The sequence below is a fragment of the Pseudoalteromonas galatheae genome (genome assembly GCF_005886105.2).
Taxonomy (GTDB): Bacteria; Pseudomonadota; Gammaproteobacteria; order Enterobacterales; family Alteromonadaceae; genus Pseudoalteromonas; species Pseudoalteromonas galatheae.
Genome location: NZ_PNCO02000001.1, coordinates 2487852 through 2512877 on the forward strand (window position 1 = coordinate 2487852; position 25026 = coordinate 2512877).

The 25026-nt window shown below is 42.8% G+C and carries 20 protein-coding genes; 9 read left to right on the top strand and 11 right to left on the bottom strand.

Annotated features, from left to right (window positions below; genetic code table 11):
- Positions 1-765 precede the first annotated feature (765 nt).
- Entirely contained in the window at positions 766-1398 is a 633-nt protein-coding gene (locus tag CWC29_RS10985) for a GNAT family N-acetyltransferase (protein ID WP_128726892.1), read from the bottom strand.
- A 269-nt stretch (positions 1399-1667) separates the two neighbouring features.
- Here CWC29_RS10985 and CWC29_RS10990 point away from each other — a divergent pair, with 269 nt between their 5' ends.
- The 3 genes from CWC29_RS10990 (at position 1668) to CWC29_RS11000 (ending at position 3000) form a co-directional block, all read left to right on the top strand.
- Positions 1668-1895, top strand: coding sequence for a DUF2789 domain-containing protein (locus CWC29_RS10990; protein WP_128726893.1), 228 nt, complete (start codon positions 1668-1670; stop codon positions 1893-1895).
- Between the two features lie 71 nt (positions 1896-1966).
- A complete protein-coding gene (locus CWC29_RS10995; RefSeq protein ID WP_045964353.1) occupies positions 1967-2227 on the top strand; it encodes a hypothetical protein in 261 nt (86 codons plus the stop codon).
- Positions 2227-3000: a Zn-ribbon-containing protein gene (locus CWC29_RS11000; RefSeq protein ID WP_128726894.1), complete on the top strand. Its 774-nt coding sequence runs from the start codon at positions 2227-2229 to the stop codon at positions 2998-3000. The genes CWC29_RS10995 and CWC29_RS11000 overlap by 1 nt, the downstream gene beginning before the upstream one ends.
- Before the next feature lie 28 nt (positions 3001-3028).
- Here CWC29_RS11000 and syd read toward each other — a convergent pair whose 3' ends face one another.
- Positions 3029-3580, bottom strand: coding sequence for a SecY-interacting protein (gene syd, locus CWC29_RS11005; RefSeq protein WP_128726895.1), 552 nt, complete (start codon positions 3578-3580; stop codon positions 3029-3031).
- Positions 3581-3707: 127 nt separating this feature from the next.
- Between syd and queF the strand changes: the two genes are divergently transcribed.
- Positions 3708-4553 carry an NADPH-dependent 7-cyano-7-deazaguanine reductase QueF gene (gene queF, locus CWC29_RS11010; RefSeq protein ID WP_138521218.1) on the top strand — a complete coding sequence of 282 codons (846 nt, stop codon included), beginning with the start codon at positions 3708-3710 and terminating at the stop codon, positions 4551-4553.
- A 251-nt stretch (positions 4554-4804) separates the two neighbouring features.
- Here the strand turns inward: queF and CWC29_RS11015 are convergent, their stop codons facing one another.
- The 4 genes from CWC29_RS11015 to CWC29_RS11030 are packed head-to-tail and all read right to left on the bottom strand — an operon-like array spanning position 4805 to position 11890.
- On the bottom strand, positions 4805-5674 hold the full coding sequence (locus CWC29_RS11015; RefSeq protein WP_138521216.1) for a peptidylprolyl isomerase: 870 nt from the start codon (positions 5672-5674) through the stop codon (positions 4805-4807).
- 2 nt (positions 5675-5676) lie between these two features.
- Positions 5677-6498: a type 2 periplasmic-binding domain-containing protein gene (locus CWC29_RS11020; protein ID WP_138521214.1), complete on the bottom strand. Its 822-nt coding sequence runs from the start codon at positions 6496-6498 to the stop codon at positions 5677-5679.
- Positions 6495-10154 (bottom strand): autotransporter assembly complex protein TamB, encoded by a 3660-nt coding sequence (gene tamB / locus CWC29_RS11025; RefSeq protein WP_128726899.1) that lies wholly within the window; start codon positions 10152-10154, stop codon positions 6495-6497. The genes CWC29_RS11020 and tamB overlap by 4 nt, the downstream gene beginning before the upstream one ends.
- A complete protein-coding gene (locus tag CWC29_RS11030) occupies positions 10154-11890 on the bottom strand; it encodes an autotransporter assembly complex protein TamA (protein ID WP_138521212.1) in 1737 nt (578 codons plus the stop codon). The genes tamB and CWC29_RS11030 overlap by 1 nt, the downstream gene beginning before the upstream one ends.
- A 239-nt stretch (positions 11891-12129) precedes the next feature.
- Between CWC29_RS11030 and CWC29_RS11035 the strand changes: the two genes are divergently transcribed.
- Entirely contained in the window at positions 12130-12462 is a 333-nt protein-coding gene (locus CWC29_RS11035; RefSeq protein WP_128726901.1) for a ribonuclease E inhibitor RraB, read from the top strand.
- A gap of 35 nt (positions 12463-12497) precedes the next feature.
- Here the strand turns inward: CWC29_RS11035 and CWC29_RS11040 are convergent, their stop codons facing one another.
- The 3 genes from CWC29_RS11040 to pyrC all read right to left on the bottom strand — a co-directional run bounded on the left by CWC29_RS11040 (position 12498) and on the right by pyrC (position 15867).
- Positions 12498-14240 (bottom strand): DEAD/DEAH box helicase family protein, encoded by a 1743-nt coding sequence (locus CWC29_RS11040; RefSeq protein WP_138521210.1) that lies wholly within the window; start codon positions 14238-14240, stop codon positions 12498-12500.
- Between the two features lie 112 nt (positions 14241-14352).
- On the bottom strand, positions 14353-14658 hold the full coding sequence (locus CWC29_RS11045) for an H-NS histone family protein (protein WP_128726903.1): 306 nt from the start codon (positions 14656-14658) through the stop codon (positions 14353-14355).
- Between the two features lie 171 nt (positions 14659-14829).
- A complete protein-coding gene (gene pyrC, locus CWC29_RS11050) occupies positions 14830-15867 on the bottom strand; it encodes a dihydroorotase (protein ID WP_128726904.1) in 1038 nt (345 codons plus the stop codon).
- Between the two features lie 185 nt (positions 15868-16052).
- On the opposite strand from pyrC, the gene CWC29_RS11055 reads away from it, so the two are divergent.
- Positions 16053-18413: a bifunctional diguanylate cyclase/phosphodiesterase gene (locus tag CWC29_RS11055; protein ID WP_138521208.1), complete on the top strand. Its 2361-nt coding sequence runs from the start codon at positions 16053-16055 to the stop codon at positions 18411-18413.
- A gap of 47 nt (positions 18414-18460) precedes the next feature.
- On the opposite strand, the gene metE is transcribed toward CWC29_RS11055, so the two are convergent.
- The gene (gene metE, locus CWC29_RS11060; RefSeq protein WP_138521206.1) at positions 18461-20737 is read right to left on the bottom strand and encodes a 5-methyltetrahydropteroyltriglutamate--homocysteine S-methyltransferase; all 2277 of its coding nucleotides are present in this window, start codon (positions 20735-20737) and stop codon (positions 18461-18463) included.
- A 290-nt stretch (positions 20738-21027) separates the two neighbouring features.
- Between metE and CWC29_RS11065 the strand changes: the two genes are divergently transcribed.
- From CWC29_RS11065 to CWC29_RS11075, 3 genes are all read left to right on the top strand, one after another.
- Entirely contained in the window at positions 21028-21915 is an 888-nt protein-coding gene (locus CWC29_RS11065; protein ID WP_010370874.1) for a LysR substrate-binding domain-containing protein, read from the top strand.
- A 100-nt stretch (positions 21916-22015) separates the two neighbouring features.
- Complete coding sequence (locus tag CWC29_RS11070) at positions 22016-22780, top strand: YdcF family protein (RefSeq protein WP_138521204.1); 765 nt, start codon at positions 22016-22018, stop codon at positions 22778-22780.
- A 145-nt stretch (positions 22781-22925) separates the two neighbouring features.
- A complete protein-coding gene (locus CWC29_RS11075) occupies positions 22926-23297 on the top strand; it encodes a hypothetical protein (protein ID WP_010606607.1) in 372 nt (123 codons plus the stop codon).
- A 59-nt stretch (positions 23298-23356) separates the two neighbouring features.
- Here the strand turns inward: CWC29_RS11075 and CWC29_RS11080 are convergent, their stop codons facing one another.
- The gene (locus CWC29_RS11080) at positions 23357-24691 is read right to left on the bottom strand and encodes a PepSY-associated TM helix domain-containing protein (RefSeq protein WP_138521202.1); all 1335 of its coding nucleotides are present in this window, start codon (positions 24689-24691) and stop codon (positions 23357-23359) included.
- Positions 24692-25026: the final 335 nt, after the last annotated feature.

A 25026-nucleotide genomic window follows, 5' to 3' on the forward strand; every position in this document is an offset into this window, starting at 1 on the left:
GAGCGATTACAGACTCGAGACGCCAAAAAACTAAGGCGCTAGCCTATTTGCTGCGCCTCAATCCTGACGATTATCCCAAGAGGTATCCGATTCCTCTGCTTTACAACCCAAAAGCAATCCGCCAATTCTTCTTCCCCTGAACGGGTATGTACTCCGACTTACCCTACTCTCATCCTTGTGTCATCCATTAGCACTTCCAGTGCATCTCCATTTTAGCCCTCTTGGCCTCCACTTCGCTTCCCGCGCTCCAACACCATCTTGGCTCCGCTTCACATAGTCCTTATGTGCTCCCTATACATTGTTACATCCAGTGTAACCCATCCGCTTCGCAATCATCCAGATTGCGCTCCTTCATCCTAAAGCCTTGCTCATCCCTATTTACTCTTCCTTGCTCCACTACGCTTCCCGCGCTCCTTGACACTCCGTGTGTCTCCTTATCCCTAGTGAAGTTCCACTTCACACTCGCTTCCTCGAGTTCCAGATCTTCCTTGCCTTATGCAATACATCCTTCTCTTGTTGTCAAATTCCTTATCCTTTGACGCTGAGCTCCTGCTCTTGTGTTTCCTTACATTGTTAAGTTTACGGAGATTGAGCATTTTTGTTAGATAGCTAGGAACAATCTTTTTCTTGTCATCTAAAGGAAAAATAAAGTAACTCTTTTAAAATCAGCACCATAACTCAAAAACACACTACAAATTCGGTACTACAAAGCGCCTTTACCCACATTCTCGTACGAGATCTCTCACATAGTAATTTCCATTGTTGCTATTTGTTCTTAAATAACAATGTGCCCTCTACAGAGCTAAACTCCATATTTTGTAAGATTTGATAACCATGACCTGCAAAAAACTGCGCTTGTTCCGGTTTGGTAATAAATACAGCCATCCCGTTTGTTTCTTTACTTTGTGTAATTAAGTCATCAAGTGCAGTAAGTAAATAGTGACCATAACCAAGCCTTTGAACATGAGGGTCAACAGCAATTAGGGATAAAAAGTGACACGGCTCATGTGCTTGCAACGCTTGTCTAATCGACTTTTCTTTCTCAATCAGCTGTTGCGTTTGCAAATACCCTGCGCTCATCATAAGTCGTAATCGCCAATGCCATTGTCGATTTGCACTCAATTCATCACTATTTGCAATAACACATGCTACCGCGACCAATCTATCTTGATGATATAACCCCACCATCGGCTGACCCGTTTGGCCAAATGCTGAAAGCTCTTCACGTATTAAAGATCTGAGCTTTTTTTCAAAGGTGGCTTCTTGTTTTGCCTCCAGTACCTGCTTGAGTAGCGGATCATCATGGTAAGCCTGATACAACACACTCGCGGCTACATTGATATCTTCTGGATTTAAATATCTAACGATTAATTCATGCTGAGAAGTTTCTACTGACATCACGGTTCCTTATTGTTATTGCCCCAAGCTTCTGATAATCATGTCGAAATACTACTTAATATCAAAACCTCAAAATTTTTGTGTACTCCAATAATGTGCGACTATTAATGACAGAAATTGATACTAGTCACAATTTATTCAGTCGTAGACTTGTATATTTATCATCGCATTGGTCATTATGGTTTTTATCGATGACGACTTGCTAAAGGTTTTACAACCACCTTTACTATAGTTAGTGAGTAAAATTCAAGCAAACGAGGGAGAATGATATGGATACTAGTCGCCACACTATGAGTACTTTATTTGCCCAACTTGGGCTGGATAACAATCCCAAGGCGATTGAAGGGTTTGTCAAACAACACCGCCTTCCTGACGGTATGCTGTTAAGCCAAGCACCATTTTGGAATGAAGGACAGCGTCACTTTATTGAAGAATCGCTGAAAGAAGACGCCGATTGGAGTGAAATCATTGACGAACTAGATGCGATGTTAAGATAGCTAAAGCAATCGCTCCTTGCGTAACTTGGTGCTATGATCAATTCCTATGATTAAGGCGTTTAGGAACCTCTATGCACCCTGCTGTTGCCAGAGCTATCAAAAAATTAGTCGATAGTGGAAAGACTCCAACCGTCGCGCTAACAAAAAGCAAATTAACTCAAAGCGTCGCAATGCCAGACGTTATCTCGGGCATTGCTGCGTACAAACAAGACCCTACCTGTATTGATCACTATCAAGAGGTTGAAGAGGTCGTCAAAGCAAGTTCACAAAGCCAATTAGATAGAATTGAAGCTAAGCTTGATAAGCTCATTGCATTATTGGAGAAGTCGTAGTGTTTGTTGTCGACTTAACGTTTGATTGCTATGAGGAAACCACCTTAGATGCTGCTGAGCAGGCCATCAACCGTGTGGTCAACGCACTTCGCTTTAATGGTCAAATCATTGGTGACGAATTTCCAACCGTACTTAAAGATGGTTATTTCATTACTCGCGTGATGTGTCCTGAAGAAGACGCTTTGCATCCATTAAACCATAGTCCTTTTGTGAAGTTTGCGATTGACCAACTACAGCAATCAGGCTTACTTGCACCTAAGGTCAAAGTTTTTGGACAAGATATACATGCCAACAGCGCTGATGCCTGTCATGAACCATCAAGCTACATTCTCTACACCACATACGTACACACTTGTAGTCCACTGTATTGTGGCGACGACTTTTTGCCAGTGCCTTTATATAAAATCCCAGCGATTGCCAACGGTGATTACAAAGCACTGATCAAATGGAAAGAAGATTGGCAAGCCTGCGACCAAATACAGATCAATGGTGCGACTCGCTGCGAATTTGCTGCACTGGAGGAAATTTCCAGCATGAGTAGCGATTTGTTTAGACGTGGCATGGATTTGAGCAAACGTATTCGCTATCTCACGAAAAAGCCGGTTTACTATTATCTGTATCGTGTTGGCGGCGAAAACCTCGCCGCAGAAAAAGCAAGAAAATGCCCAAGCTGCCAGGGAGACTGGTTACTCGAGGAGCCTTGGTTCGGCCTTTTCGACTTTCGATGTGAAACTTGCCAATTGGTCTCGAATATTTCGTGGGACTTTCAATAAGGAGCGCAAGCTCCTTTATATCAATTAGCTATATTGGATAGTTAACGGTCAGCTTTTCCACAAACTCCGCGATAGAATCTGCCAAAACATGGTGCTGCTTCTTACCGACAAACTCTAACCCAACTTGACCCGTAGCGACATCGACCGACACCAATAAGTCATCTGCTTCTGTTAAGCCAATAAATACGGTTTCAGGTTGTTTGAGCCTGCGCTTCATTAAAATATGCCCGGTGATATTTTGCTGCAAGCGCTCGAAGTCATCTTCATTCCATGCTTGCAGTAGCTCAATTTGCTTACCCTCAATAAATGCCACGATATTGCCAGCAAAGAAATCACCATACAGTCCGTTCAATCCCTCAGGAAATTGCGTTTCCAACGCTTTGGCTAAATCATTTAAATGCCCCACTGGCGAGCGCTCTACCGCTAGCCATTTTATCTCGTTAAGCTTGTTCGGTTCACCCTGCTCACATGGGCTTGGCCAACTTTCATCATACTCGGTACTCGGTAAATCTTTAAAGATCTGTTGATGATAATCTACATAGGCTTGATGCAAGCGCGCCATATTTACGGGCTGAGTCATATATAAAGCTCTCTTTATTTTTCTCACCTCGGGCTGAATACTTGTTTCGTTTAATTAAGCAAAATGCTATTAATCCCGAGGTAAACATTCGTTATAATGACCGCATTGTAACGAGATTTGAATTAACATGACAGACTACAGTAACTCGCCAGAGCTGCAATCTTCTGTGCTTGGTAAAACCACAGAATACGCCAGTGTTTATACTCCAAGCCTGCTGCACCCCATTGCACGTAAACTTAATCGTGACCAAATCAATGTTGATGAGTCCGCTTTACCATTCAAAGGTGAAGATACCTGGACAGGCTACGAACTGTCTTGGCTCAATAACAAGGGTAAACCTCAAGTTGCGGTTGCCACTTTTGTGTTTCCTTGCCAAAGCTCACATATCATTGAGTCAAAATCGTTCAAACTTTACTTGAATAGCTTTAACCAAAGTCGCTTTGATACGATGGAAACCGTGCGTCAAACGCTAGCTGCGGATCTGTCCACAGCATCAAATAGCCAAGTTAGCGTGACATTATTTGGCGCAGATGAATTCAATTGTATTCCTTTCACACGTCTCCCTGGTGAATGTATCGATGAGCTGGATATTGAAGTTGATACCTACACACCAAATAGTGACTTACTAAAGCTTGCCTCTGATGAAATGGTTGAAGAGACCCTTCACAGCCACTTACTCAAGTCAAATTGCCTGATCACTTCACAACCAGACTGGGCAAGCGTAGTGATCAGTTACCGTGGTAAGCAAATCGACCGAGAAGCGCTGCTTAAGTACCTAATCTCATTCCGTGACCACAACGAGTTCCATGAGCAATGTGTAGAGCGCATTTACTGTGAGCTTTGGCGCACCTTTAGCCCAGAAAAATTATCCGTTTATGCGCGCTATACTCGCCGCGGCGGGTTAGATATCAATCCTTATCGCTCGAGTGAACAAGATCAAACTCCGTATGCGGTAAGAACTAACCGACAGTAAAACGTAAAAAAGCCATGTTCTCACATGGCTTTTTATCACATCTAAGTATTACTATTTAACCTGAGGTTTGGATAAGGAATGTTCCAACTCATTGTTGTTAAAGCAAAACTTAGTTTTTTCCTTGTCTAGCCAGAGAGTTTTAGGGAAAACAAGGCGAATTTACGCACCAATAGCTGGCTATTGGAAGTGAATTCAACGCAGTTAGCGCTAAAACTAGCTGCTAGAAAGGCATTAATTATCCGCAGCTCAGGTTATTTATTCCCCTTCGCGTCTTCCATTTCAACCGGGACGGAGACCGAACATATATCTATATGGTTTGGCGTATCAACAAACCAATCTCCCGCTCTATTTTTACGCGCAGCAATTAGCGACTCAAAAATCGGCGTATTTGTTTTTAGCCTTTTAAACGAAGGCGCACCTTTTACATCAGCCAATACCGTAACGCCTTTGATAACATTGAACGCTTGTCCCGCAATCGGCTTACGATCTAGGTGCTGAACATGCTCCATTCCCGATAACAACTGTCCAAACACAGTGGTGTTTTTGTCTAGATATCGCTGCGGCGTCAACGTGATGTAAAACTCAGTACCACCACTATTAATATCGTTGGTTCTAGCCATGGCAAACGAACCAACGCAGTGTGTCATCCAAGTTTTGGTTCCAGCTTCATTTTGTCCTACGGCAAAACCATTTAGAAACCCGGTACGTGGCGCGTAGCCGTCCACAGCATCTAGCGATGTGATCTTCAAGGTTGATTCTGTGCTATGAAAAAACTCAGCGGCAATCGCTTTCTTTCCTTTTTGTGGCATTTTTTTGTCCGACATATCGCCACCTTGGGCCACAAAGTTTTCCACAAACCGATACATACTCAAATTAGTGTAAAAGCCCTCTCGTGCTAACGCTTTAATATTTGCCACATGATTAGGTGCAAGTTCAGGATTGAGCACGATGTAGACCGATCCTGTTTGTAATTCTATTTTGAGAATATTTTCAGGATCCAGTTGCTGCCAGTCGCTGCTGTTGGCCTCAGCAACGACTTCAGATGGTGACTTTGTGTAAGGTTTTGCTAAGACAAGAGATGAACTTATGACAAGCGCAATAGATAGTAGGGTTTTTTTCATTATTATTTTCCTTGTTTATACCAATAAAATGGTACCTCCAACGGCGCACTGGGTGGCAGACTTGGATTGTCTAATTCTATGACTGTTTTGTTTTTAAGATCTAGCTTTTCAAGGCGAGCGGAAAAATGTTTTAAAAATAAAGCCTCAAACCGGCCATCTTGCAGTGCATTTTTGAGACCTTTCTCAATTTGACTATGGAGCAACGGGTTGTTGTGAGAAACAAAAAAATATACCGCAGAAGGATAGTAAAACACCACATGCTGATCTGCTACCAAATCAGTGTCACTCAGAGCAGCTTCAATACTCACTAAATCACTTGGCAACACATCAAAACGTTTTTTCAACAGCATGTCATAACCACTGTCTTCTTGTGAAAAAGAGGTCACGCTGAGGCCATTACGCTCAAAAATCTGATGGTCAGGCCAATCTCTGCGTAAACCAAAAGTAACTCGACGCAAGTCGCCTGTATAACGCACGCCACTCAGTAAGGTTTTATTATGCTTGTGCACTAAAGGAATGCGATAACCTAAAATCCCTTTCACTAAGGGAATGCGAATTGCACTTGCGGCCTTTTCGCGCTGTGAGTTAGTCACTAACCAACTGACATCCAGCCCTCCTTTTTCTCCAAGCAGGCGCACCGCTCTGTCTTGAGAAGGGATGCTTCTCACTGATACAAGCCTTGATGACTCTACCTGGTAAGAGAGAGCTAAAGTGAGCAATTCTATAATGTACGGATCGGCACCAGCGCTAATTCTAATTTCCGTCGTTTCTTGTGCTTTGAGAGGAAATATCACAAAACCTAGAGCGAGCCAGAGCAGTTTCATTTGTCATCCCAATCAAACTTGTATAAGAAGTCTATACTGTTGTACAAACCGCTCGTGGCTTCAACATAAAACTTCGAAAAAACACGATAGCGCAGTGCAATTTCATTGATTGACTCAAACACCCCAACACGATAACTGACCTGAACATTGGGGGTGATATAGCCTGACACCTCGACTTGTGTATCGTCGCCACTGCCTTTTGCTGATAGATTGACATCCGAAAGTCCAAGCGATTCACCTGCCTTACTAAAGAATCCTTCACTGCGGTCAATTCCCTGTGAGAGTAAAAACTGCGTGAGTAGCGCATTGTTAGAGGTTTCAGACTCCCCTAAAGGCTGACCGTTAAGTAGGTAAGACAGCGCTTTGGCTTGATCCATTGCTGGCTCTGAAAATACAGTCAAACGCGGCTTAGCAATATTGCCTGTGAGCTCAACACCGGCTATCACATCATTGGCGGTTGTCGCTGGATTTCGAATAGCTCGAATGTTCAAATACGGTTTATCTAGTGCGCCATTGAAGCCAATTTGTCCTGTGCGGATCAACAAGTCTTGGCCAAATGCACGATATTTACCCTCTCTTAGTTGTAACTCTCCTGTTGCTAACATTGGCGACTCAACTTGCTTATCAATTTCGATTGCACCGGTAACAAAGCTATCTAGTCCTAAAGCCTTCACCCTAAAGTTATCTTTAACGGTCAGTTTTAAATCTATTTCGTGTTGCACTGGCACCGACATCTGCTTTTTCACCTTGGCATCAACAATGATTTCATCGTCGCTTGGAGATGTAACTCCCTCTGGCAGAGATTCAATATTTACTCGACCAAACGGCACCACAATTTCTCCAAGTATTCGCGCAATTTTATCTTTATAGGCAAGTGTTAAATCCGGGCTTGCGGTTAGTTCAATCTGCGAGTCTGGCTGCACGTAAATATTTTCGCCCTTTATTTTGATTTCGGCAGAGAGCTCAGGTGACCAAAAAGCTTCGCCAGTGAGCGCGACCTTACCGCCTTTTGCTGCAGTTAACTCAGCCTCTAGTTGAGCGGAAGTAGTATCAAAATCAAGATTGATGTGACCTTTATCGATTTCCACGGGCAAAGAGTCTGAAGACATAAATAAGCGCTGAGCCGTTAGTTTACCGTTCACTTCAGGGGCTGCGAGACTACCTGAGATATTTATATCCCCTAACACTTCCCCTTGCAGGTCAAAGCTTTGTTCCGTTACTCGGTTTAGTAGCGCTGACAAGTTAGCCAACTCAATTGACTCTATTTTTACGCTACCAGCTAATTGGGGGGACTGTTTATCTAACGGCACACGCGTATCACCACTGAACTGACCTAAAGTATCGGAGGTCATGCGCCAATCAGCGTGAATTTGTTTGTTATTGGTTTTTAATAACGCTCTAAATTCAGCAATTGAAAATGTTTGCCCATGAGTCGTAACACCGGCATCAACAATGTTCAGCTCGCCATCAGCTCGGGTCACTTGGCCGTTTTGCCACGCAAGTTTAGCCACGGCCTGAGTTTCACCTGTTATTTTGAGCTCTGCTGGCAACCAAGTTTGTAGTTTAGCCAGTGCCAACTTCTCTAGTTTAACATCGGCCTGCCCTTGTGTGCCTTTTTGCTCGGCTGCAAAACACAAATCAGTATCATCCATCTGCCAACACTGCTTTGCAATGCGCTGACTGACATCACTGATCATGATTGCGGCAGGACTTTGCAATGCTATCGTTTGCCCGTGAGAAGTTACCTCACCAGACGACAACTCTCCCTGCCAAGTAGACTGCTGCATCTTGCCATTGACTTCAAAGCTTGCAACCACTCGCTTATCACGAATATCCAATGTCGCATTATGTTGCTGCTGATTGCCTTTCACAGCTAAACGAATGTCTTCAACCATTTCAGAGTCAACAATCAAACGGTCTAGTGCCAGTTTAATTTGCCCAGTCATTTCATTGGCAATATCAACCGTGCCTTTCGTCGTGAGATCGTGTAGTGCTATATTCTGGTAACGCACGGAGTCAAACTTAATATCGGTCTGAATCCTCGGCTTGAGGTGGTCGCCCTGAACAAAGATTTCACCACTGCCCTTTAAGTCGGCTGGAATAAGCGTATTTGCCGCCTGCTCAAACTGAAAGTCAATATCGAGGTCCAACTGCTGACCAAGCTCACCGCTTACCGTCAGTCTATTTTTGCCATAATTCAGGCGTGCATGGCTAAACTCACCTAGTAGGCTCTCATCCACAACGACCTTAACGTCCGCATTAAGCGGGGCACCCGCTACTTTACCATCGAGCTTAAAGCGCTCAACATTAACCTGCCACTGCTCACCTTGACTGATAAAATCAAGCGCGAATTGACCTGCCAACATATCGTTTTCCGTAAGCCCTGCATCGTATTGCACTAGCCCTAGCAATCTATCGACGGGTAGCTGAGAAAAGTCCCCGTTCACTTTACCCTTCAATCCTTGCGACCAGTTCACTTGTCCCGCTATTTGCGCTTGTGCTTTTTCAAGCTGAAGCGCTGCTTTAGCTAGAGTAAACGCTTGTAGTCCACCTTGCCCTTCAAGTGTCGCGGTAACATCACCAAACTGCACAGTATTAACAGCGAGTGAGCCTGACAAATTATATTTTGAGGCATCTCCGCTCAAGCCGAGTGTCGCACTTTTTAAAGTTGTGGGCTCCGACGGAATAACTAATTTATCTATTTGACCCTGTAAATCAAATGGCCAGTTTGTCGTTGTCAAATCTGCATGGGCTTGCAGTTTTGCAAACGCCATCCCCTCGGTATTCAAAGTAAGCGTAAGATCATGAGGGCGACCCACCAGCGTTAAACTGGCTAAACCCTGTGGCGCACTCAAGGTTGATCTCAGGTCAATAGTCCAGTCGCTAAGCAAGACTTCTGCCGCCGCTGATATAAACCACTCTTGATAGTTAAGCTGAACCTGCTCCACGTCCACATTTTCATCTACTATAACTTGAGAAAGCTTGATATTCTCAAGCGTCTGCTCATCTATCGCGAGGTTGCTAATCTTTATCTCACCGAGCTCAGCGGTTAGCGGCAGGTCTATCTTAGGTAGTTGGAGTGGCGCTAATGCATTAAGTGGTGCCGACGATTTTGTAGGCACTGGCTGATCGGTTGCCTTTGCGGTCAACTTCACGCTGTCTAACAGCAAAGATGGGACATTAAAATGTGAGCCAGAACCTGAAAGCTGCGTGTCCAAGCCTTGCAATTGCACTTTAATATCAGGCGTTTCCAACGAAAATTGCTGAACTTGCGCACGTTTTATTGCAATTGGCAGTGGTAACTCAACTTGGCCACTTTCAGTAGTTTCCTCTTCGTTGACACTTTTCTGCTTTTGTACAATCGCTATCGCTTTTGCGTCTAGCTCAATGCAAACGCTGGCACAGGTCAACCACTCAACAGTGACTTTGGTGTCTCTAAGGCGAATATCAATATCGTCATTGTGATAACGCAACGTAAGATTGGCGCCAGATAGTAAGCGCTTGTCTAAACCATCGATTTCTATGCCTGAAACCGTTTTATTCGCTACCCAAACCAGTAACTTTTGCCCGGGCAAGGTAAAGCATAAACAAACCAACAGTAAAAATAGGCTAATAATGGCAGTAATAATTTTGATTCTTAAGCTTCTGAACTGCATTAGATTTCAGGTCCTATAACAATACTGAGACGCGTACTTTTACTTTCTTTGGTCAGCCCCCAAGCATGGTCGAGCCGGATTGGACCAACGGGGGTTAAATAACGAAAACCAAACCCAGCCCCAACTTCCCAAGCGTCCGAGAAATCGTTCGTCGCAGTACCCGCATCAACAAACAAAGCGGCTCGCCAACTTGGGTGGAATTGATAGTTATATTCCACTGTACCTGTGGCTAAATATCTGCCGCCAAGTATGCGCCCTTCGTCATCGCGAGGACCGATGGATTCATAGGCAAAACCACGGATACTTTGATCTCCTCCAGCAAGGAAACGGTGGGTAAACGGAATTTGGTCAATATCCTTTGTCACGATCGCCCCTAAGTCTAAGCGACCAAAAAATAAATGTTTGGTTTCAAAGCTTCTTAGCCATTCATTGTTCCATCTCACTTTCAACATATTTGCAGACGATAGTACAGAATCTGCTGCAGCTTCAATGGAGATCAGGCGCTCATTACCCCAATACGGTAGCGCGCCACCTTTACTTTCTTTCTTTAAGTAGCTAATGCCTGGAATTAACATTTCCGTGCGCTGCTTTTCGCCCAGCTGTTCCGTGGTTTCGTGTTCACGTTTCAAAAACGCCGTTCTCACCCACTCGTCATCCGTTAGCCATTGTCGCTGTACCTGCACGTTCCAAATTCGACTGTTGATCCCTTCCGTTACTTCATCCTGCACCTTATAACCACCTAACACACGCCATAAATCGTCGTTAGGATTGTCTACCGGGATAGTATAACTTGCTGTGATATCTTGTTGCTTTTGCGACAGCCTCAGATTGGACTCAAAGGAGTGGCCATCCTCAGTGATCCAGGGTTTAGTCCACTTAAAACGGGTTTTTGCACCCACATCATCACTGTAGCCAGCACCCACTTCAAAGCTATTTGCAGGTTTGTCTTCAACACTCACTCGAACTGGTACCTGATCGTTCGTACGGTCCTTTAACAGCGGATAAACCTTTATCGCACTAAAATAAGGAGTTGCATTTAAAGACAGATTAAAGTCAGACAAAAGACTCGCTTCAAAAGGTTGCCCTTTCGAAAATGGGCTTAGTGAACGTATATAGTTAGCCGCTTTGGTGTTTCCCTCAATAGCAAGATCACCAAATTGGTAACGTTTACCAGTGTTGAGCAGCAGTCGCACGCCAGCATAGCGATTCGCTTTATGAACAAGCAATTTGGACTCTTGCCATTGATAATCAAAATATCCAAGCTCTAGCAGCTCGCTCTCAAAGCGGCTTTTCGTTGCCTGGTAATCACCATGATTGACTTGCTTGCCAACTTGAATAGGTACATCTTTGATAAGCGAAACTAAATCCACATTATCCTTACCCGTGCCCGCAAGCTCAATATTAATATCTTTCCATTTCAGTGGTGCTTCAAGTTTGACTTCGGCTATGACGTTTTGTCCTTCTCCACTGATTTGAATATCAAAGTGATAATAACCTAAAGCATGCAAAGCGCGACGTATGTCCGCACGCACCTCTTTCATTACCCGAGGTATTTTTGGTTTACCTTGGTAAGATTTTAAAAAACCAGTGATGTTGTCTTCGACGTCGCCGTTTTCGACTTTGACTTCAATGTTGGAGATTTTTACTGATGCAGGGCGAGACTCAGCACCTACGTAAAACGAGGAAAAACAGCACAAAAAAAGCGCTAGTGTTAAACAAGAGAAATACGGCTTCATTAAAATAAAACGACCTAAATATCGCGACTTATGGGCATCGATAATGCCATTGTGCTTGCGAAAATGGATACTGTAAAACGACTTTTAAGAGAAAGTGCAATTTTACTGAGCTGAAGCTGAACATAGGGTGTATTTTATTGTAACGCAGTGGGTTTTATCGCACATTTATTTACATTCATCCTTTTTATTTTCTTGCAGATGACGGACAATAGCAGCAATTGAACCTGCAGAGTAAAATTATGCAATTTCCAAATGATGATAACGGTGAGCTTCTAGCTGAGATTGCCGCTGCTGGCGTTGATCTGACGCAAATGCAGAATATCGATTTTTATATTCTTTTCGAGCAAGCTGATGATGCTAAGCGTTTCATTAGCGCGATTGGAAAAGACGAATTAGCACCGAAAACCCAGTTACAACAATGTCCTGACACAGGTGTTTGGGAAGTTATCACCACGGTAACTATGGTCCCGATGCATGAGCTACTGAGTCAGACTGAACAATACCTAGAAAGCATAGCCAATGGCTATGAAGGGTATGGCGATGGCTGGGGCTTAATGGCTTCAGAAGAATAAATCGCCACGGAAAATCCGACTTTTATATAGAAAGGCTAACTTTTGTCAGCCTTTCTATAGCTACCTTGATAGTCAAACAGTTTTTCAGAAACCTGCCAACCAAACTTCTTGTGTAATTTAGCAATCACGAAATCCGGTGCAATTAAGTCAGTATCTACCACTTCTTCAGCTAACCGCCATTTCGCAGGTGCCGACGTAGACTTTCGCCGCTTTGCAAATTGCTGGTGGAATATAAATAGACTCTTTTGATTAGAAAAGTCATAGACCTCACAGCAACTTGCTCCATCCTCATCAAAGTAAGTGACTTTTAATCTGTTACCACTGAGCACTTCGCTACATAGCCCGCTGCAGCGTAGTACCATTGCATGTTTTAAATTCAATGCCGCACGCAACTTATCATCTGGGTCCGCCATTATTTCGCCACACTGATGACATTGTCTTGCAGCTATATCATTTTCGGCACCACACTGCTCACATTCTTTAAACTTAAAACGGTAATCACACTGCTGTGAGTGGCCTTCATCATCTTCAAGTAACCCCTGACAGCGCCTGCCGAAATGCTCAATAAGCTTGCCCTGTTCGTCTACTTTTCCCCAGAAAATATTGGCAAAGCCACAACCTGGGCAAAGCACCTGAACGGGCTCATTGTCTGAGTTTGGCTTTTTACTTCCGACTTCAGGTGCAAATAAATCAAAGTCGTTACCTGCATAATCAATGACAAAGCAATCTTCTTTGTTCTCATCTAACCTAAGTCCTCTGCCTACAATCTGCTGATAAAGGCTAACAGACTCAGTGGGCCTTAAGATAGCAATCACGTCAACATGGGGGGCATCAAATCCGGTAGTCAGCACAGAGACATTAACTAAATACTTAATTTCTCTATTTTTAAATTGGACGATAAGTGCATCTCTCACGGCTGACTTGGTTTCACCCGTTATTAGTGCACTATATTGCTTGGGCAAGTAGCCGATAATTTCTTTTGCATGCATAACCGTCGCGGCAAAAATCATTACCCCCATCCTATTTTCACTGAGCTCTAGCAAATGAGTGATAATGCTCTTTGTTGCACGAGTTTGTGCTTGTAATAATGTATTCATATCAGATTCTGAATAACGCCCAAATGAATCTGTACTTAAACTAGAAAAATCATAATTCTCAACGGCTGGGTCGATTTTATTTGGCGGCGTAAGATACGAGTTCTTTATCATATATCTAAGTGGTAATTCGTAAATACACTGCTTGAATGGTGATTCAGCTTTTCCTCTAACAAAACCATGATAATGTTTATGGTATATCCATCCCATACCCAACCGATAAGGTGTTGCTGTTAAGCCTAATAACTTTAGCTCAGGATTAAACTGAGCCAGTTGATTTAAAATTTGTTGATACTGGCTATTATCTTCCCCACTCACCCGATGGCATTCGTCAATGATAACTAATGAATAAAATTGATTGAGTTGTGATAAGTTTCGAGACAATGACTGCACACTGGCAAAAGTTACTTGATGCTGTAACGACTTTTCTTTTAATCCAGCAGAAAAAATGCTCGCTTGCAATCCATAGCTTTTATATTTTTGTGCATTTTGCTCTACCAGCTCTTTAACATGAGTCAATACTAATATTTTGTGCCTCGCAAGCCTCGCAAGCTCTGCAATTACGAGACTCTTTCCGGCGCCTGTAGGTAATACAATGACGGCGGAGTCGCTAGATTTACGAAAGTGAGCCAGTGTATTTTGTACCGCTTCTTGCTGATAAGGTCTTAGAACGTAAATAAGCACCTCAGGATATGAATAATTAAGTCAAAAAAGGCGTATCTGCTAAGATACGCCTTTTATTTAGGCTATTTAAAAAAGCTGCTCAATACCTAACAACCTTCATAATAACGCATAATTAGATTAGATAATCGTCTAGGTTAACACCTTGAAATACTTTAGGTGTTTTACCACGACCAGTCCACTCAATTACCTCACCGTCTTTTTCAATACGGTATTTTGCTTTCACTTTAGAACGACGGTCAGCAGAGGTAGAACCTACTAAATCATCAAGCGTAAGTCCTTTTTCTTTCAGCATAGCCAATACTTCTTCTTTAGCCTGCTGTTGTTCCTTTTGCTCATCCAGTGCTTTTTGGATTAGCTCTAAAGCTTTTTCTAAATCACCGTAACTTGCATTTTTAATAAAAGACTTGATCTCACGCATTGATACTCTCTCAATTAAGCTTAGTTAGTTTTAATATTTATATTGAATACTATATTAAAATTAATAAAAAACAAATTGGATTCTGTGATTTCTGATTTTGTTACGAAAAAAGCGCCATAATGGCGCTTTTCAGTAAAAATCAAGAAGATTTAATTACAATTTATTTAACTCTTATTCAACTTTCCAATCAATTGTCGCACTTGCTTTAATCGGAACAACCGTTCCTTCACCTAATTTATATGAATCGGGCACTTGCCACGGAGACTTAGTCAGCGTAATGGTGTCCGTATTGCGCGGCAGGTCATAAAAATCTGGACCAAAGTGACTAGCAAAGCCTTCTAACTTATCAAGTGCGTTTGCATCTTCAAATGCCTCTGCATAGAGCTCAATTGCAGCATGTGCGGTATACGCCCCAGCACAACCACATGCAGCTTCTTTTTTATCTTTCGCATGAGGGGCTGAGTCTGTGCCCAAGAAGAATTTTTTACTTCCGCTTGTCGCCGCTTCAATTAATGCTTGTTGATGCGTATTGCGCTTTAAGATAGGTAAACAATAATAGTGAGGGCGAATGCCACCAGCCAACATATGATTGCGGTTATAAAGCAAGTGATGAGCTGTGATAGTTGCGGCAACGTTGTCAGGCGCTTGATTAACAAAATCAACAGCGTCTTTTGTCGTGATATGTTCGAGTACAATTTTTAACGTTGGGAAGTTATCAACGACTTTGGATAATTTCGTCTCAAGGAACACTTTTTCTCTATCAAAGATATCAATAGAAGAGTCCGTCACTTCACCGTGTACGAGTAGCAACATGCCAACTTCTTGCATCGCTTCAAGCGCTGGATATACATTTTCAATATCCGTTACGCCCGATGCTGAGTTTGTTGTTGCGCCGGCTGGATACAACTTAGCAGCAACGATATGACCGGTTGCTTTCGCTTTTTTGATTTCTTCAGGAGTCGTGTTATCTGTAAGATATAACACCATTAGCGGCTGAAAGTTACCTTGAGGATTAGCGGCCATAATGCGGTCACGGTAAGCCAAAGCAGTCTCTGTGCAAGTTGCTGGTGGTACTAGGTTTGGCATGATAATCGCACGGCCCATGTAGCGACTAATATCTCTTACCGTATCGACCAAGACATCACCATCACGTAGGTGCACATGCCAATCATCTGGTCGTGTAATCGTTAGCGTTTGTTTGCTCGTCATTGCTCTCTTCCACTGCTGAATTTGCCCGATCATAGGCTGCGCATGGGTGTTAGTAAAGTTTTTCAGGCCAAGCGCAGATTATTTCATTTTGTCAGTTTACTTTTAGCTCGGTTTCATTTTTCGCAAAATTGGTAAATATATACAATTTAAGTTAACTTAGTAGCATCTTTTCATGAGAAATATGTATGCTATCTGAGAACCAAAAATTAGAATCAAAAACTGAGCAGCTTAGCATCATTAACCAGTTTTCCTCGTCGCTGCTGCATCTAACCAAACTTGACGAATTGTTTGAATACGTTACAACACAGGTCGTTAATCGACTGGGATTTGTAGATTGTGTTATCTACCTCGCTGACCCTTATCAAGAGTATTTAGAAGTCGCTGCAAGTATGGGCGTTTGCCATGCTAATGGGGATTATCGTGTTGAACAAACTAAGATAAAGATTGGTTCAGGTATTACCGGGCAAGTTGCAACGACTAGAGCGCCCTTTATTTCTGGGAACGTCGCCTCTCACCCAATGTATATTGCTGATTTACGGCCAGCCATGTCAGAGCTATGTGTACCACTTGAGTATGATGGCCACTTGATCGGTGTTATTGACTGTGAACACCCTGAGGCTGATTATTTTACCTCCGCGCATTTACAGATATTATCAACGGTCGCACATTTACTCAGCGCCAAAATCCATCAATTACGCACCTTAGAAAACCTCCAAACCACGATTACCCAGTTGCACCAAGCGCAGAATTTAGAAAAATCACTACTGAAAATTGCGAACATCACTTACCGCTTTGAGAACCTTGAAGCTTTTTATGATGACTTATATAAAATCATTGCCTCTCAGCTTTGCGCCGAGAATTTCTTTATTGGCCTTTATGATACTCAACAGGATATTTTAGAAATCGATTATTTGATTGAGGGAGGCGAAAAGTGTAATGCTCACCAAAAAGTATCAAAAGATCAGATTAAGCATACTGCATCCTACTATATTCTGAAGAACCAACGACCTCTGCTATGCGATAACGATCAATTTAGAGCGCACATTACGCGGGGTGATTTTAAGATGGTGGGTCGCTCGCCACGCTCTTGGTTAGGCGTACCATTTTTGGTTAATGATCAATATCAGGGCGTGATTGTGCTGCAAAGCTATAATAACGACCAAGCTTTCGTGAGTCATGATTTATCTATTCTGACTTATATAAGTCGTCAAGTCAGCATGGCCATAGATCGGCAGCTTTCAAGGCAGGCACTAGAACATAGAGCTTTACACGATGATTTAACAGGTCTAGCCAATCGCTATTTATTATTAGAGCGGATCAAACATGCTATTTTGAGGCTAGCGCGAGTGGAGTCCTCTAATTTGCACTGCCTGATCTATCTCGATTTAGACAGATTTAAAAGCATTAATGACTCACTTGGCCACGATGTTGGCGACCATTTCTTAATTGCTATTGTTGAGATGATAAATGGCTGCATTCGCAAAACCGACACCTTTGCGCGGCTCGGGGGGGATGAGTTTGCGATTTTTATGGAAAACGTCCAAGACCGGCAACAAGTCACTCTGCTTCTTAATAGGATCACCACCGCCATAACCAAGCCTCTCCATATAGATGGCCATGTTCTACAAGCTTCTGGCAGTATTGGCGTTGCATTCACTGATAACGAATCCGATAGCGCAATTAATTTACTGCAACAAGCAGATGCGGCAATGTACGAAGCAAAATCTTTGGGCCGAGGTCAAGTATGTTATTTTAATAACGCCATGCGCAAACGCTTAAAACAGCAGGCCGATATTGAAAATGATCTGCAGCATGGCATAAAAAACAATGAATTTTCGCTGTATTATCAGCCGATATTTTCCCTAACGACAGGCACTATTGTTAGCTTTGAAGCCCTCGTCCGTTGGTTTCACCCCAAAAATGGTCTAGTGTCTCCAGATGCTTTTATTCCGATTGCAGAGCAAACCGGACAGATCATTGAGCTTGACTTACATTTGCTGGAATTAGCAGCCAAACAACTCAAACGCTGGAAAGCGCAAAAGCAGCCAAAGATTCGTATTACCGTAAATGTTTCATCGCGACATTTCGCAAGCTTAGAGTTCGTAGATACAATTCAGCAACTTTATCATCGCTATGAGCTTACACCTGGTTCTTTATGTTTGGAAATCACAGAATCTGGATTGATCGCGAACCTAGCCCTCGCAACCAAAATTATTCAGGGATTAGAATCCCTTGGAGTGAAGCTTTATCTTGACGACTTTGGTACGGGTTACTCTGCATTAGGTTATTTGCACCAGCTGCCTATTCATGTGCTCAAGATTGATAAGAGTTTCATTGACCAACTAACTGAAAGAGAGAACCCCCTAGTTGATGCGATTTTGAAACTTGCGCAATCACTTAATCTGACCGTTGTCGCTGAAGGTATCGAGCTCGAAACCCAGTGGCAGCTATTAAAGCAAAAAGGCTGTCAATTTGGTCAAGGTTATATTGTTTCTAAACCATTAGCCGCAGATCAAGCGATGGCATTTTTACTGAGTAGAAACTAGCAAACACCTCATTGTATATAAACAATGAGGTATGTGGACTTTTTAGATTAACTTTTCCCTAATTCGCTTCTGAGCTCCTTGGTCGCTGTCACCATATTCTCAAGTGCGGCTCGGGTTTCTGGCCATCCTCGAGTTTTAAGCCCACAATCTGGATTCACCCATAATCTTTCTACTGGAATTTTCTTCGCTGCTTTGTGAATTAAATCTTTTATCCATGTCATCTCAGGGACGTTTGGCGTATGAATATCATAAACGCCAGGCCCGATGTCATTGGGGTAGTCAAAATGTTCAAAGGCGTCGAGTAACGCCATATTTGAACGTGACGTTTCAATCGTGATCACGTCTGCATCCATATCTGCAATGGCGGCGATAATATCGTTAAACTCCGAATAACACATATGCGTATGGATCTGTGTTTCGTCATTCACACCACTTGCGGATACCCTAAACGCATACGCCGCCCAAGCTAAGTAGGTTTGCCACTGACTGGCTTTGAGTGGCATCCCCTCTCTAAATGCAGGTTCATCGATTTGGATCACCTTAATTCCTGCATTTTGCAAATCCACGACTTCATCTCTCAGTGCTAGTGCAATTTGATTCGCGATGCTTGGCTTGTCTAAGTCATCTCTGACAAACGACCAAAATAAAATAGTCACAGGTCCTGTTAGCATGCCCTTCATCGGTTTTTTGGTTAAGCTCTGTGCATAACTCGTCCAATTAACTGTCATTGGTGCTGCACGCGAAACATCTCCCCAAATCACAGGGGGTTTAACACAGCGTGAACCATAACTTTGCACCCAGCCAAACTGAGTAAAGGCAAAACCTTCGAGTAATTCACCAAAATACTCAACCATGTCATTGCGCTCCGCTTCGCCATGAACCAGCACATCTAAGTTAAGCGCTTCTTGTTCTTCAACGGCATAACGGATCTCCGCTTCCATCTGGCTATGATAAGCATCAGCATTCAAGATACCCGCCTTATAATCACGCCGTGCCTTACGAATAGCTTGAGTTTGTGGGAAGGAGCCGATCGTTGTGGTTGGCAATAGGGGTAAATTTAGCGACTGTGCTTGTTTTTTAGTTCTGATCGCGAATTCACTATTGCGTTGACCATCTTTTGCTGTAAGCGCTGAAACACGCTGTTGTGCCTCGCTATTATTCACGCGAGTAGAGGTCAAGCGCGCTTTTACAGGCTTAGAATATTCGACCAACTGGGTAATATCACGTTGTTCCAATGCATTTTTCAATAATGCCAGCTCTTGCCCTTTTTGTTTGGCAAATGCGAGCCAAGACTTTAATTCACTGTCAAGCTGTTGCTCTTGCTCTAAGTCGACTGGCGTATGCAATAATGAGCATGAAGGAGCAAGCCAGAGATTATCACCACGACGTTCATGAACCTGAGTAAGTTGCTGGTATACGCCTTCGAGATCCGAGCGCCAAATGTTACGACCATTCACAATCCCGAGGGACAGTACACTATCTTGCCCAACGACTTCCTCTAACACGGCCAAGTCATAGTTTGCCGCTATGCAGTCAAAATGTACGCCTTCTACGGGGTAAGACTGGATATCTTCAAGATGCGCTTGTACGGAGTCAAAATAACTGGCCAATAACACTTTTACTCCTTGGCCGTTCAACGCATCAAAGCTTCGGCGCAGCGCGTTGCGATAAACATCGTCGATTTCCAATGCTAAAATAGGTTCATCAATTTGTACCCACTCAACGCCTTGCTCTGCAAGCTTGCCGAGTACCTGCTGATATACAATCAATAACTTATCTAATAAAGCCAATTTATCAAACGCTTGACCAACGCATTTAGCTAAGTAGAGATAGGTTACCGGGCCGACCAATACGGGTTTTGCTTGGTAGCCAAGTAATTGTGCTTCCTCTACTTGAGTAAATAACTCCGTCCAAGTCAGAGCAAAGTCCTGCGTTTGTGTTAACTCAGGGACGATGTAATGATAATTAGTGTTGAACCATTTTGTCATTTCACTGGCAGCACACGCACAGCCGCTAGGTGCTCGCCCCCTACCAATCCGAAATACAGTATCAAGATTTACCGGCTCATTATTTTTGTGACGACTAGGAATAGCGCCGACAAGTAATGAAATATTCAATACGTGATCATACCAAGCAAAATCGCCTACAGGGAGAAGGTCAACACCTGCGTCAGCTTGCAACGCCCAATTTTTTGCACGAATACGCTTTCCTTCTGCGATTAGGTCGTCTTTCGTTAAGTCACCTGACCAATAGCGTTCTACTGCAAATTTAAGTTCACGCTTTTTGCCTATACGAGGAAAGCCCAAGTTATGTGTTAATGCCATAATTTAAATCCCATCTAGAGGTTTAGATGTCTAAAATATAGTTTTCATGTTTAAAAACAACAATTGATGCTTTCTCAGAGTTCACATGAATAAAATTAAATTGTAATTTTTTGCAAAATTTTTACAGAAGTAGTGACAACGCTGTCATTTTTAGTGTTATAGTGGATTAGTGAATTTTTGAACAATTCACCGCAGGTATTTAGACGTCTAGACATTGATAATAACTAAATAGAATCGTAATATTGAGAAAAGCTGAGATTTGCTCACTTCAAATATGAGAATTGTTGATAATGATTGATATAAAGCACCTAAAGACTATCTCCACCTTGAAAGAAACTGGTTCTCTTGTGAATACTGCGCGAGAGCTATTCCTAACTCAATCTGCTTTATCACATCAGATCAAAGATCTTGAAAGCAAACTCGACTGCCAGCTTTTTGAGCGCAAAACGCAGCCTGTACGTTTTACCCCTCAAGGGATGTTATTATTGGAACTTGCCAACGATGTTTTACCTAAAGTTGAAGCAACCAAGTGTCGTCTGAAGGAAAGCCTTAATCAGCCTATCTCGCAACTCAGATTAAGCGTGGAATGTCATGCATGTTTTCACTGGTTGCTGCCAACAATTAAAGAATTCAATACCTTTTGGCCTGACATTAAGGTCGATTACGAGCGGGGCTTTAGCTACGACGCTATTCCTGACCTTATTGAAGATGAGCTGGACTTAGTGCTTACCTCAGACATTCGAGAACCCGAACAACTGGAATACGCGCACCTTTTTGACTTTAAATTAAAGTTAATCGTTGCACCAGATCACGAATTGGCCAAGAAGGCCTATGTCACAGCACTCGACCTAAAAGATGAAACCATCATTTCTTACCCTATTCCACGAGAGCGTCAGGATATATTTAAGCACTTCATTCAAAATGCACGCTTTGACGGTACACTAAAAACCGTCGATCAAGGTTTATTAATCTTCCAACTTGTCAGTGCAGGTATGGGGGTTGCGGCATTACCGGACTGGTTAGTGACCCCCTATGAAAGCCAAGGATTGATTAAATCTATTCCTCTTGGCGCACTTGGGTTAAATCGCCCGATGTATTTAGCTATGAAGAAAAGCATGAAAGACAACCCTGTCTATCGTCATTTCCTCAACACTTGCCGCAAAACCACCGCAAGATAATATACTGGGCTCTTTTTGAGCCCTTACTGTTATACATTTCTACAGCTTCAATCTCATGCTAGCATTGCGTTAGGCTTATCTAAATCTAGGACATGTTTAAATGTTTGAAGTCAAAAAGGTTGTCGGTCAACTTCTGATGCCTTTACCGTTATCTTTGGTTGTGCTTATGGGGCTTATGCTTTTTATGTCTAAGATGCGTAAAGGACCTTATATTGCAAGCTGGTTCGTCTTACTCACCACTTGGGCATTGTCGACTCCTTATGTCGCACAACATATTATCGAGAGAGATACTGGCACTCTCGCTGCATTCAATCCAAGTAAGCACAGCAACATAGATAAAATCGTTGTACTTGGCTGTGATTTATACCCAGATAACTCTCTCCCCAGCAACGCCCAACTCGGCAGCTGCGGTCTAGCTAGGTTAGTTGAAGGTGTAAGACTTGCTAATATTTACCCAAAAGCCCAACTGTATGTCTCTGGTTACGGCTATGGCCATGCAACAAGCGCGGGACTTATGGCAAGAACCGCACAGAGCTTAGGTATTTCCGCTACACGTATTAAGCAAAACCCCAATGCCAAAGACACAGCGGACGAAGCAAAAATGCTAGCACCTTTGCTAGTCGATTATGACGTTGCATTGGTTACATCGGCTGCGCACATGAAACGCGCAAAAAACCTATTTGAAGCGCAAGGTATTGAAGTGTTCTCTGCGCCGACGGAATTTTATAACTTCAAGCAATACCCACTAAGCAGGCTATTTATCCCGAACCATAAGGCCTTAGAAGTAGTCACCCGGATTTGGCATGAGCAAATTGGCAGTATGTGGATCACAATTCGTCGTATTATTGACCCAGAAGCACTATAAGCGTCGAAAAAGACATCAAAATCAGGCTAAAGTTCGATGAATTAGCGCTGAAAAACGTAAAAAATTGAAAATTTGCGCAAATATGGGTATAAATAGAGTTTAATCTTAACCCGCGTATCCGCGTACAACACGACTAGGATCTACGATGAGTAAACTAGATAAAACTGAAGTACTAAGCGCTTTCGAAGCTGCGTACGAAGCTGCACATGGCAAAAAGCCTGAAATCACTGCAAAACCAGGTTGGTATAGCATCGATGGAGGCAAAAACATGCGTCTTGCTGAAGTGGCTGAATTAACAGAAGAGCTAACTTCAGGGTCAGCTGTAGCAAGTGAGACAACGCAGGCACCTGCCAAAAAAGCGAAAACGACTAAGAAAGCGCCTAAGGCTGCAGCTGTAAAATCAGCAAGCTTTACTATCGTTACAGAAAACGAAGATGGCTTCAAAGCAGAAGAACAGTGGATTGCTGAATTAGCAGCAAAGGATCACGACTGTCGCTTACCTCGTGGTGTTGTTTAATCACAGTTTCATGAGTGAAGAAACCTCGCAGCAGCGAGGTTTTTTTTGGTCTGCAAAAATCAATTCATACCCAACTTGAACGAAGACCCCCGATTTTTAAGACATAAGTTAAGCAGAGCTGCGCTCCAAAGCACGATAATTAAGCAAGTGAACGACACCCAGGCCGATAAAAATATAAACGAAGCAAAGGGTAACTCTGGCCACCTTCCTGCAATACCATAACCCATAATAGTCTGTTGAGCGTAAAAGCAAATACATAAGATCATTCCAAAGCTTAAAGACAGTGACACTACAACACCTCGATGCTCATCTTTACGACGCAACTTAAACTGCCGTTTAATGTACATATAAGTACCACTGAGAACCAAAAATGAGATCACAATCCCAAATATAAACCACAATATTTTCCCCCATACACCCGCAAAGTTGCCAAAGTGTAGAGGGTCTGCAGTGTCAGATAAGCGCCAGTACAGACCTTGGCTCGATGCTGTTTGGCTGTATACAACTTCACCGCTGTAAGGGTTTACATATATTTTATTTGCCCTATCCCGCACGACCCAATCGTGGGATTGCCCCTCAGCATAAAAATAACCTCCAGAATAGCGGATCGCTTTCACCTCAAGGTCGGGTCTCGCCCCTTTTACTATTGCGAATAATTCTACTACTGACAATTGCGGCTTATTCTGTCGTGGTAGTTCGGGCAAAGGATTAACGGCAAAATCACCAACGTCGGTAAAGGCTGTTTTACCATCAACCAGATCCATTCGTACAAACTCAAATAGATACCAGATACTCGTGAATGAAATAACAATCGCAAGCCATAAGCCCCACACGCCACTTATTTTATGCATACTTGCCATTTTGGCTCGAGCATCCCCGCTAAGTGTTAAGGCAAATAACTTCTTCCACCAGCCGCGATATACATAAAGCGCACTCACAGTCGAAATACATAAAGGCACGGCAAAGATAAGCACAAGATAATATGAAATGATGCTGTCAAAAACGCCGAAAAAATGCATGTGAAAATCGCGAAAAAAGCGCTGAATATTAAAAAAGCTGGTTTCAGCTTGGATAGCTCCTGAATATGGATCGACATAAACATGTTGCCATGGACTATCTGGCATCCGCATCACGATGTCATGCGCAAAATAAGTATCAGGACCTGTAAAGGCAATCCCTATTTGGGCGTCAGGATACGTCTCTTGTACCATCTCATAAGCTGCTGCTAAATTTATGTTTGATTGGCCCTCTGTTGCCCTCACCGGCTCATTGAATAGCCAATCTAATTCGTGGGCAATACTCGCAAACGCGCCAGTCCAGCATATTATGAACAGCAACAACCCAAACCACACGCCACTCAAACTATGCCAGTTGAACCATTGTTTTGCCGTCATGTACCACCTAATAGCGAAGACATAAAACGACTTCACTCCCTTGCTTTGATATTCAAACACAGATAAGCCCCTGTGACAGCGCTATCTAACCTAATTGACACCCTACCTAACAATTAGATCCTGACCAATCTGAGATTTGGGTAAGCCATTATTTTTGCAATAATTCATTTTTTGAATTACCCCTTATGGTAACAAAAAGAATTATCATTTAGAATTGAAAATAATTTCTGTTTTCAGTTAGAACTGGTCGAAAGCTTGGTTCAATCTCAGAAAAATAGCTCCTACATTTCATAGGAACTTTCATCTTTATCTCTTGTGACGAAAAAACAATTTAG

Coding starts and splice junctions, on each gene's coding strand:
- CWC29_RS11070 (WP_138521204.1), top strand. CDS start 22,016: ATGTTTGAAGTCAAAAAGGTTGTCGGTCAACTTCTGATGCCTTTACCG.
- CWC29_RS11015 (WP_138521216.1), bottom strand. CDS start 5,674: ATGAAAAAAACCCTACTATCTATTGCGCTTGTCATAAGTTCATCTCTT.
- CWC29_RS11045 (WP_128726903.1), bottom strand. CDS start 14,658: ATGCGTGAGATCAAGTCTTTTATTAAAAATGCAAGTTACGGTGATTTA.
- CWC29_RS11080 (WP_138521202.1), bottom strand. CDS start 24,691: ATGACGGCAAAACAATGGTTCAACTGGCATAGTTTGAGTGGCGTGTGG.
- queF (WP_138521218.1), top strand. CDS start 3,708: ATGACAGACTACAGTAACTCGCCAGAGCTGCAATCTTCTGTGCTTGGT.
- CWC29_RS11030 (WP_138521212.1), bottom strand. CDS start 11,890: ATGAAGCCGTATTTCTCTTGTTTAACACTAGCGCTTTTTTTGTGCTGT.
- CWC29_RS11065 (WP_010370874.1), top strand. CDS start 21,028: ATGATTGATATAAAGCACCTAAAGACTATCTCCACCTTGAAAGAAACT.
- CWC29_RS11055 (WP_138521208.1), top strand. CDS start 16,053: ATGCTATCTGAGAACCAAAAATTAGAATCAAAAACTGAGCAGCTTAGC.
- metE (WP_138521206.1), bottom strand. CDS start 20,737: ATGGCATTAACACATAACTTGGGCTTTCCTCGTATAGGCAAAAAGCGT.
- tamB (WP_128726899.1), bottom strand. CDS start 10,154: ATGCAGTTCAGAAGCTTAAGAATCAAAATTATTACTGCCATTATTAGC.
- CWC29_RS10990 (WP_128726893.1), top strand. CDS start 1,668: ATGGATACTAGTCGCCACACTATGAGTACTTTATTTGCCCAACTTGGG.
- CWC29_RS10995 (WP_045964353.1), top strand. CDS start 1,967: ATGCACCCTGCTGTTGCCAGAGCTATCAAAAAATTAGTCGATAGTGGA.
- CWC29_RS11075 (WP_010606607.1), top strand. CDS start 22,926: ATGAGTAAACTAGATAAAACTGAAGTACTAAGCGCTTTCGAAGCTGCG.
- CWC29_RS10985 (WP_128726892.1), bottom strand. CDS start 1,398: ATGTCAGTAGAAACTTCTCAGCATGAATTAATCGTTAGATATTTAAAT.
- CWC29_RS11035 (WP_128726901.1), top strand. CDS start 12,130: ATGCAATTTCCAAATGATGATAACGGTGAGCTTCTAGCTGAGATTGCC.
- CWC29_RS11020 (WP_138521214.1), bottom strand. CDS start 6,498: ATGAAACTGCTCTGGCTCGCTCTAGGTTTTGTGATATTTCCTCTCAAA.
- syd (WP_128726895.1), bottom strand. CDS start 3,580: ATGACTCAGCCCGTAAATATGGCGCGCTTGCATCAAGCCTATGTAGAT.
- pyrC (WP_128726904.1), bottom strand. CDS start 15,867: ATGACGAGCAAACAAACGCTAACGATTACACGACCAGATGATTGGCAT.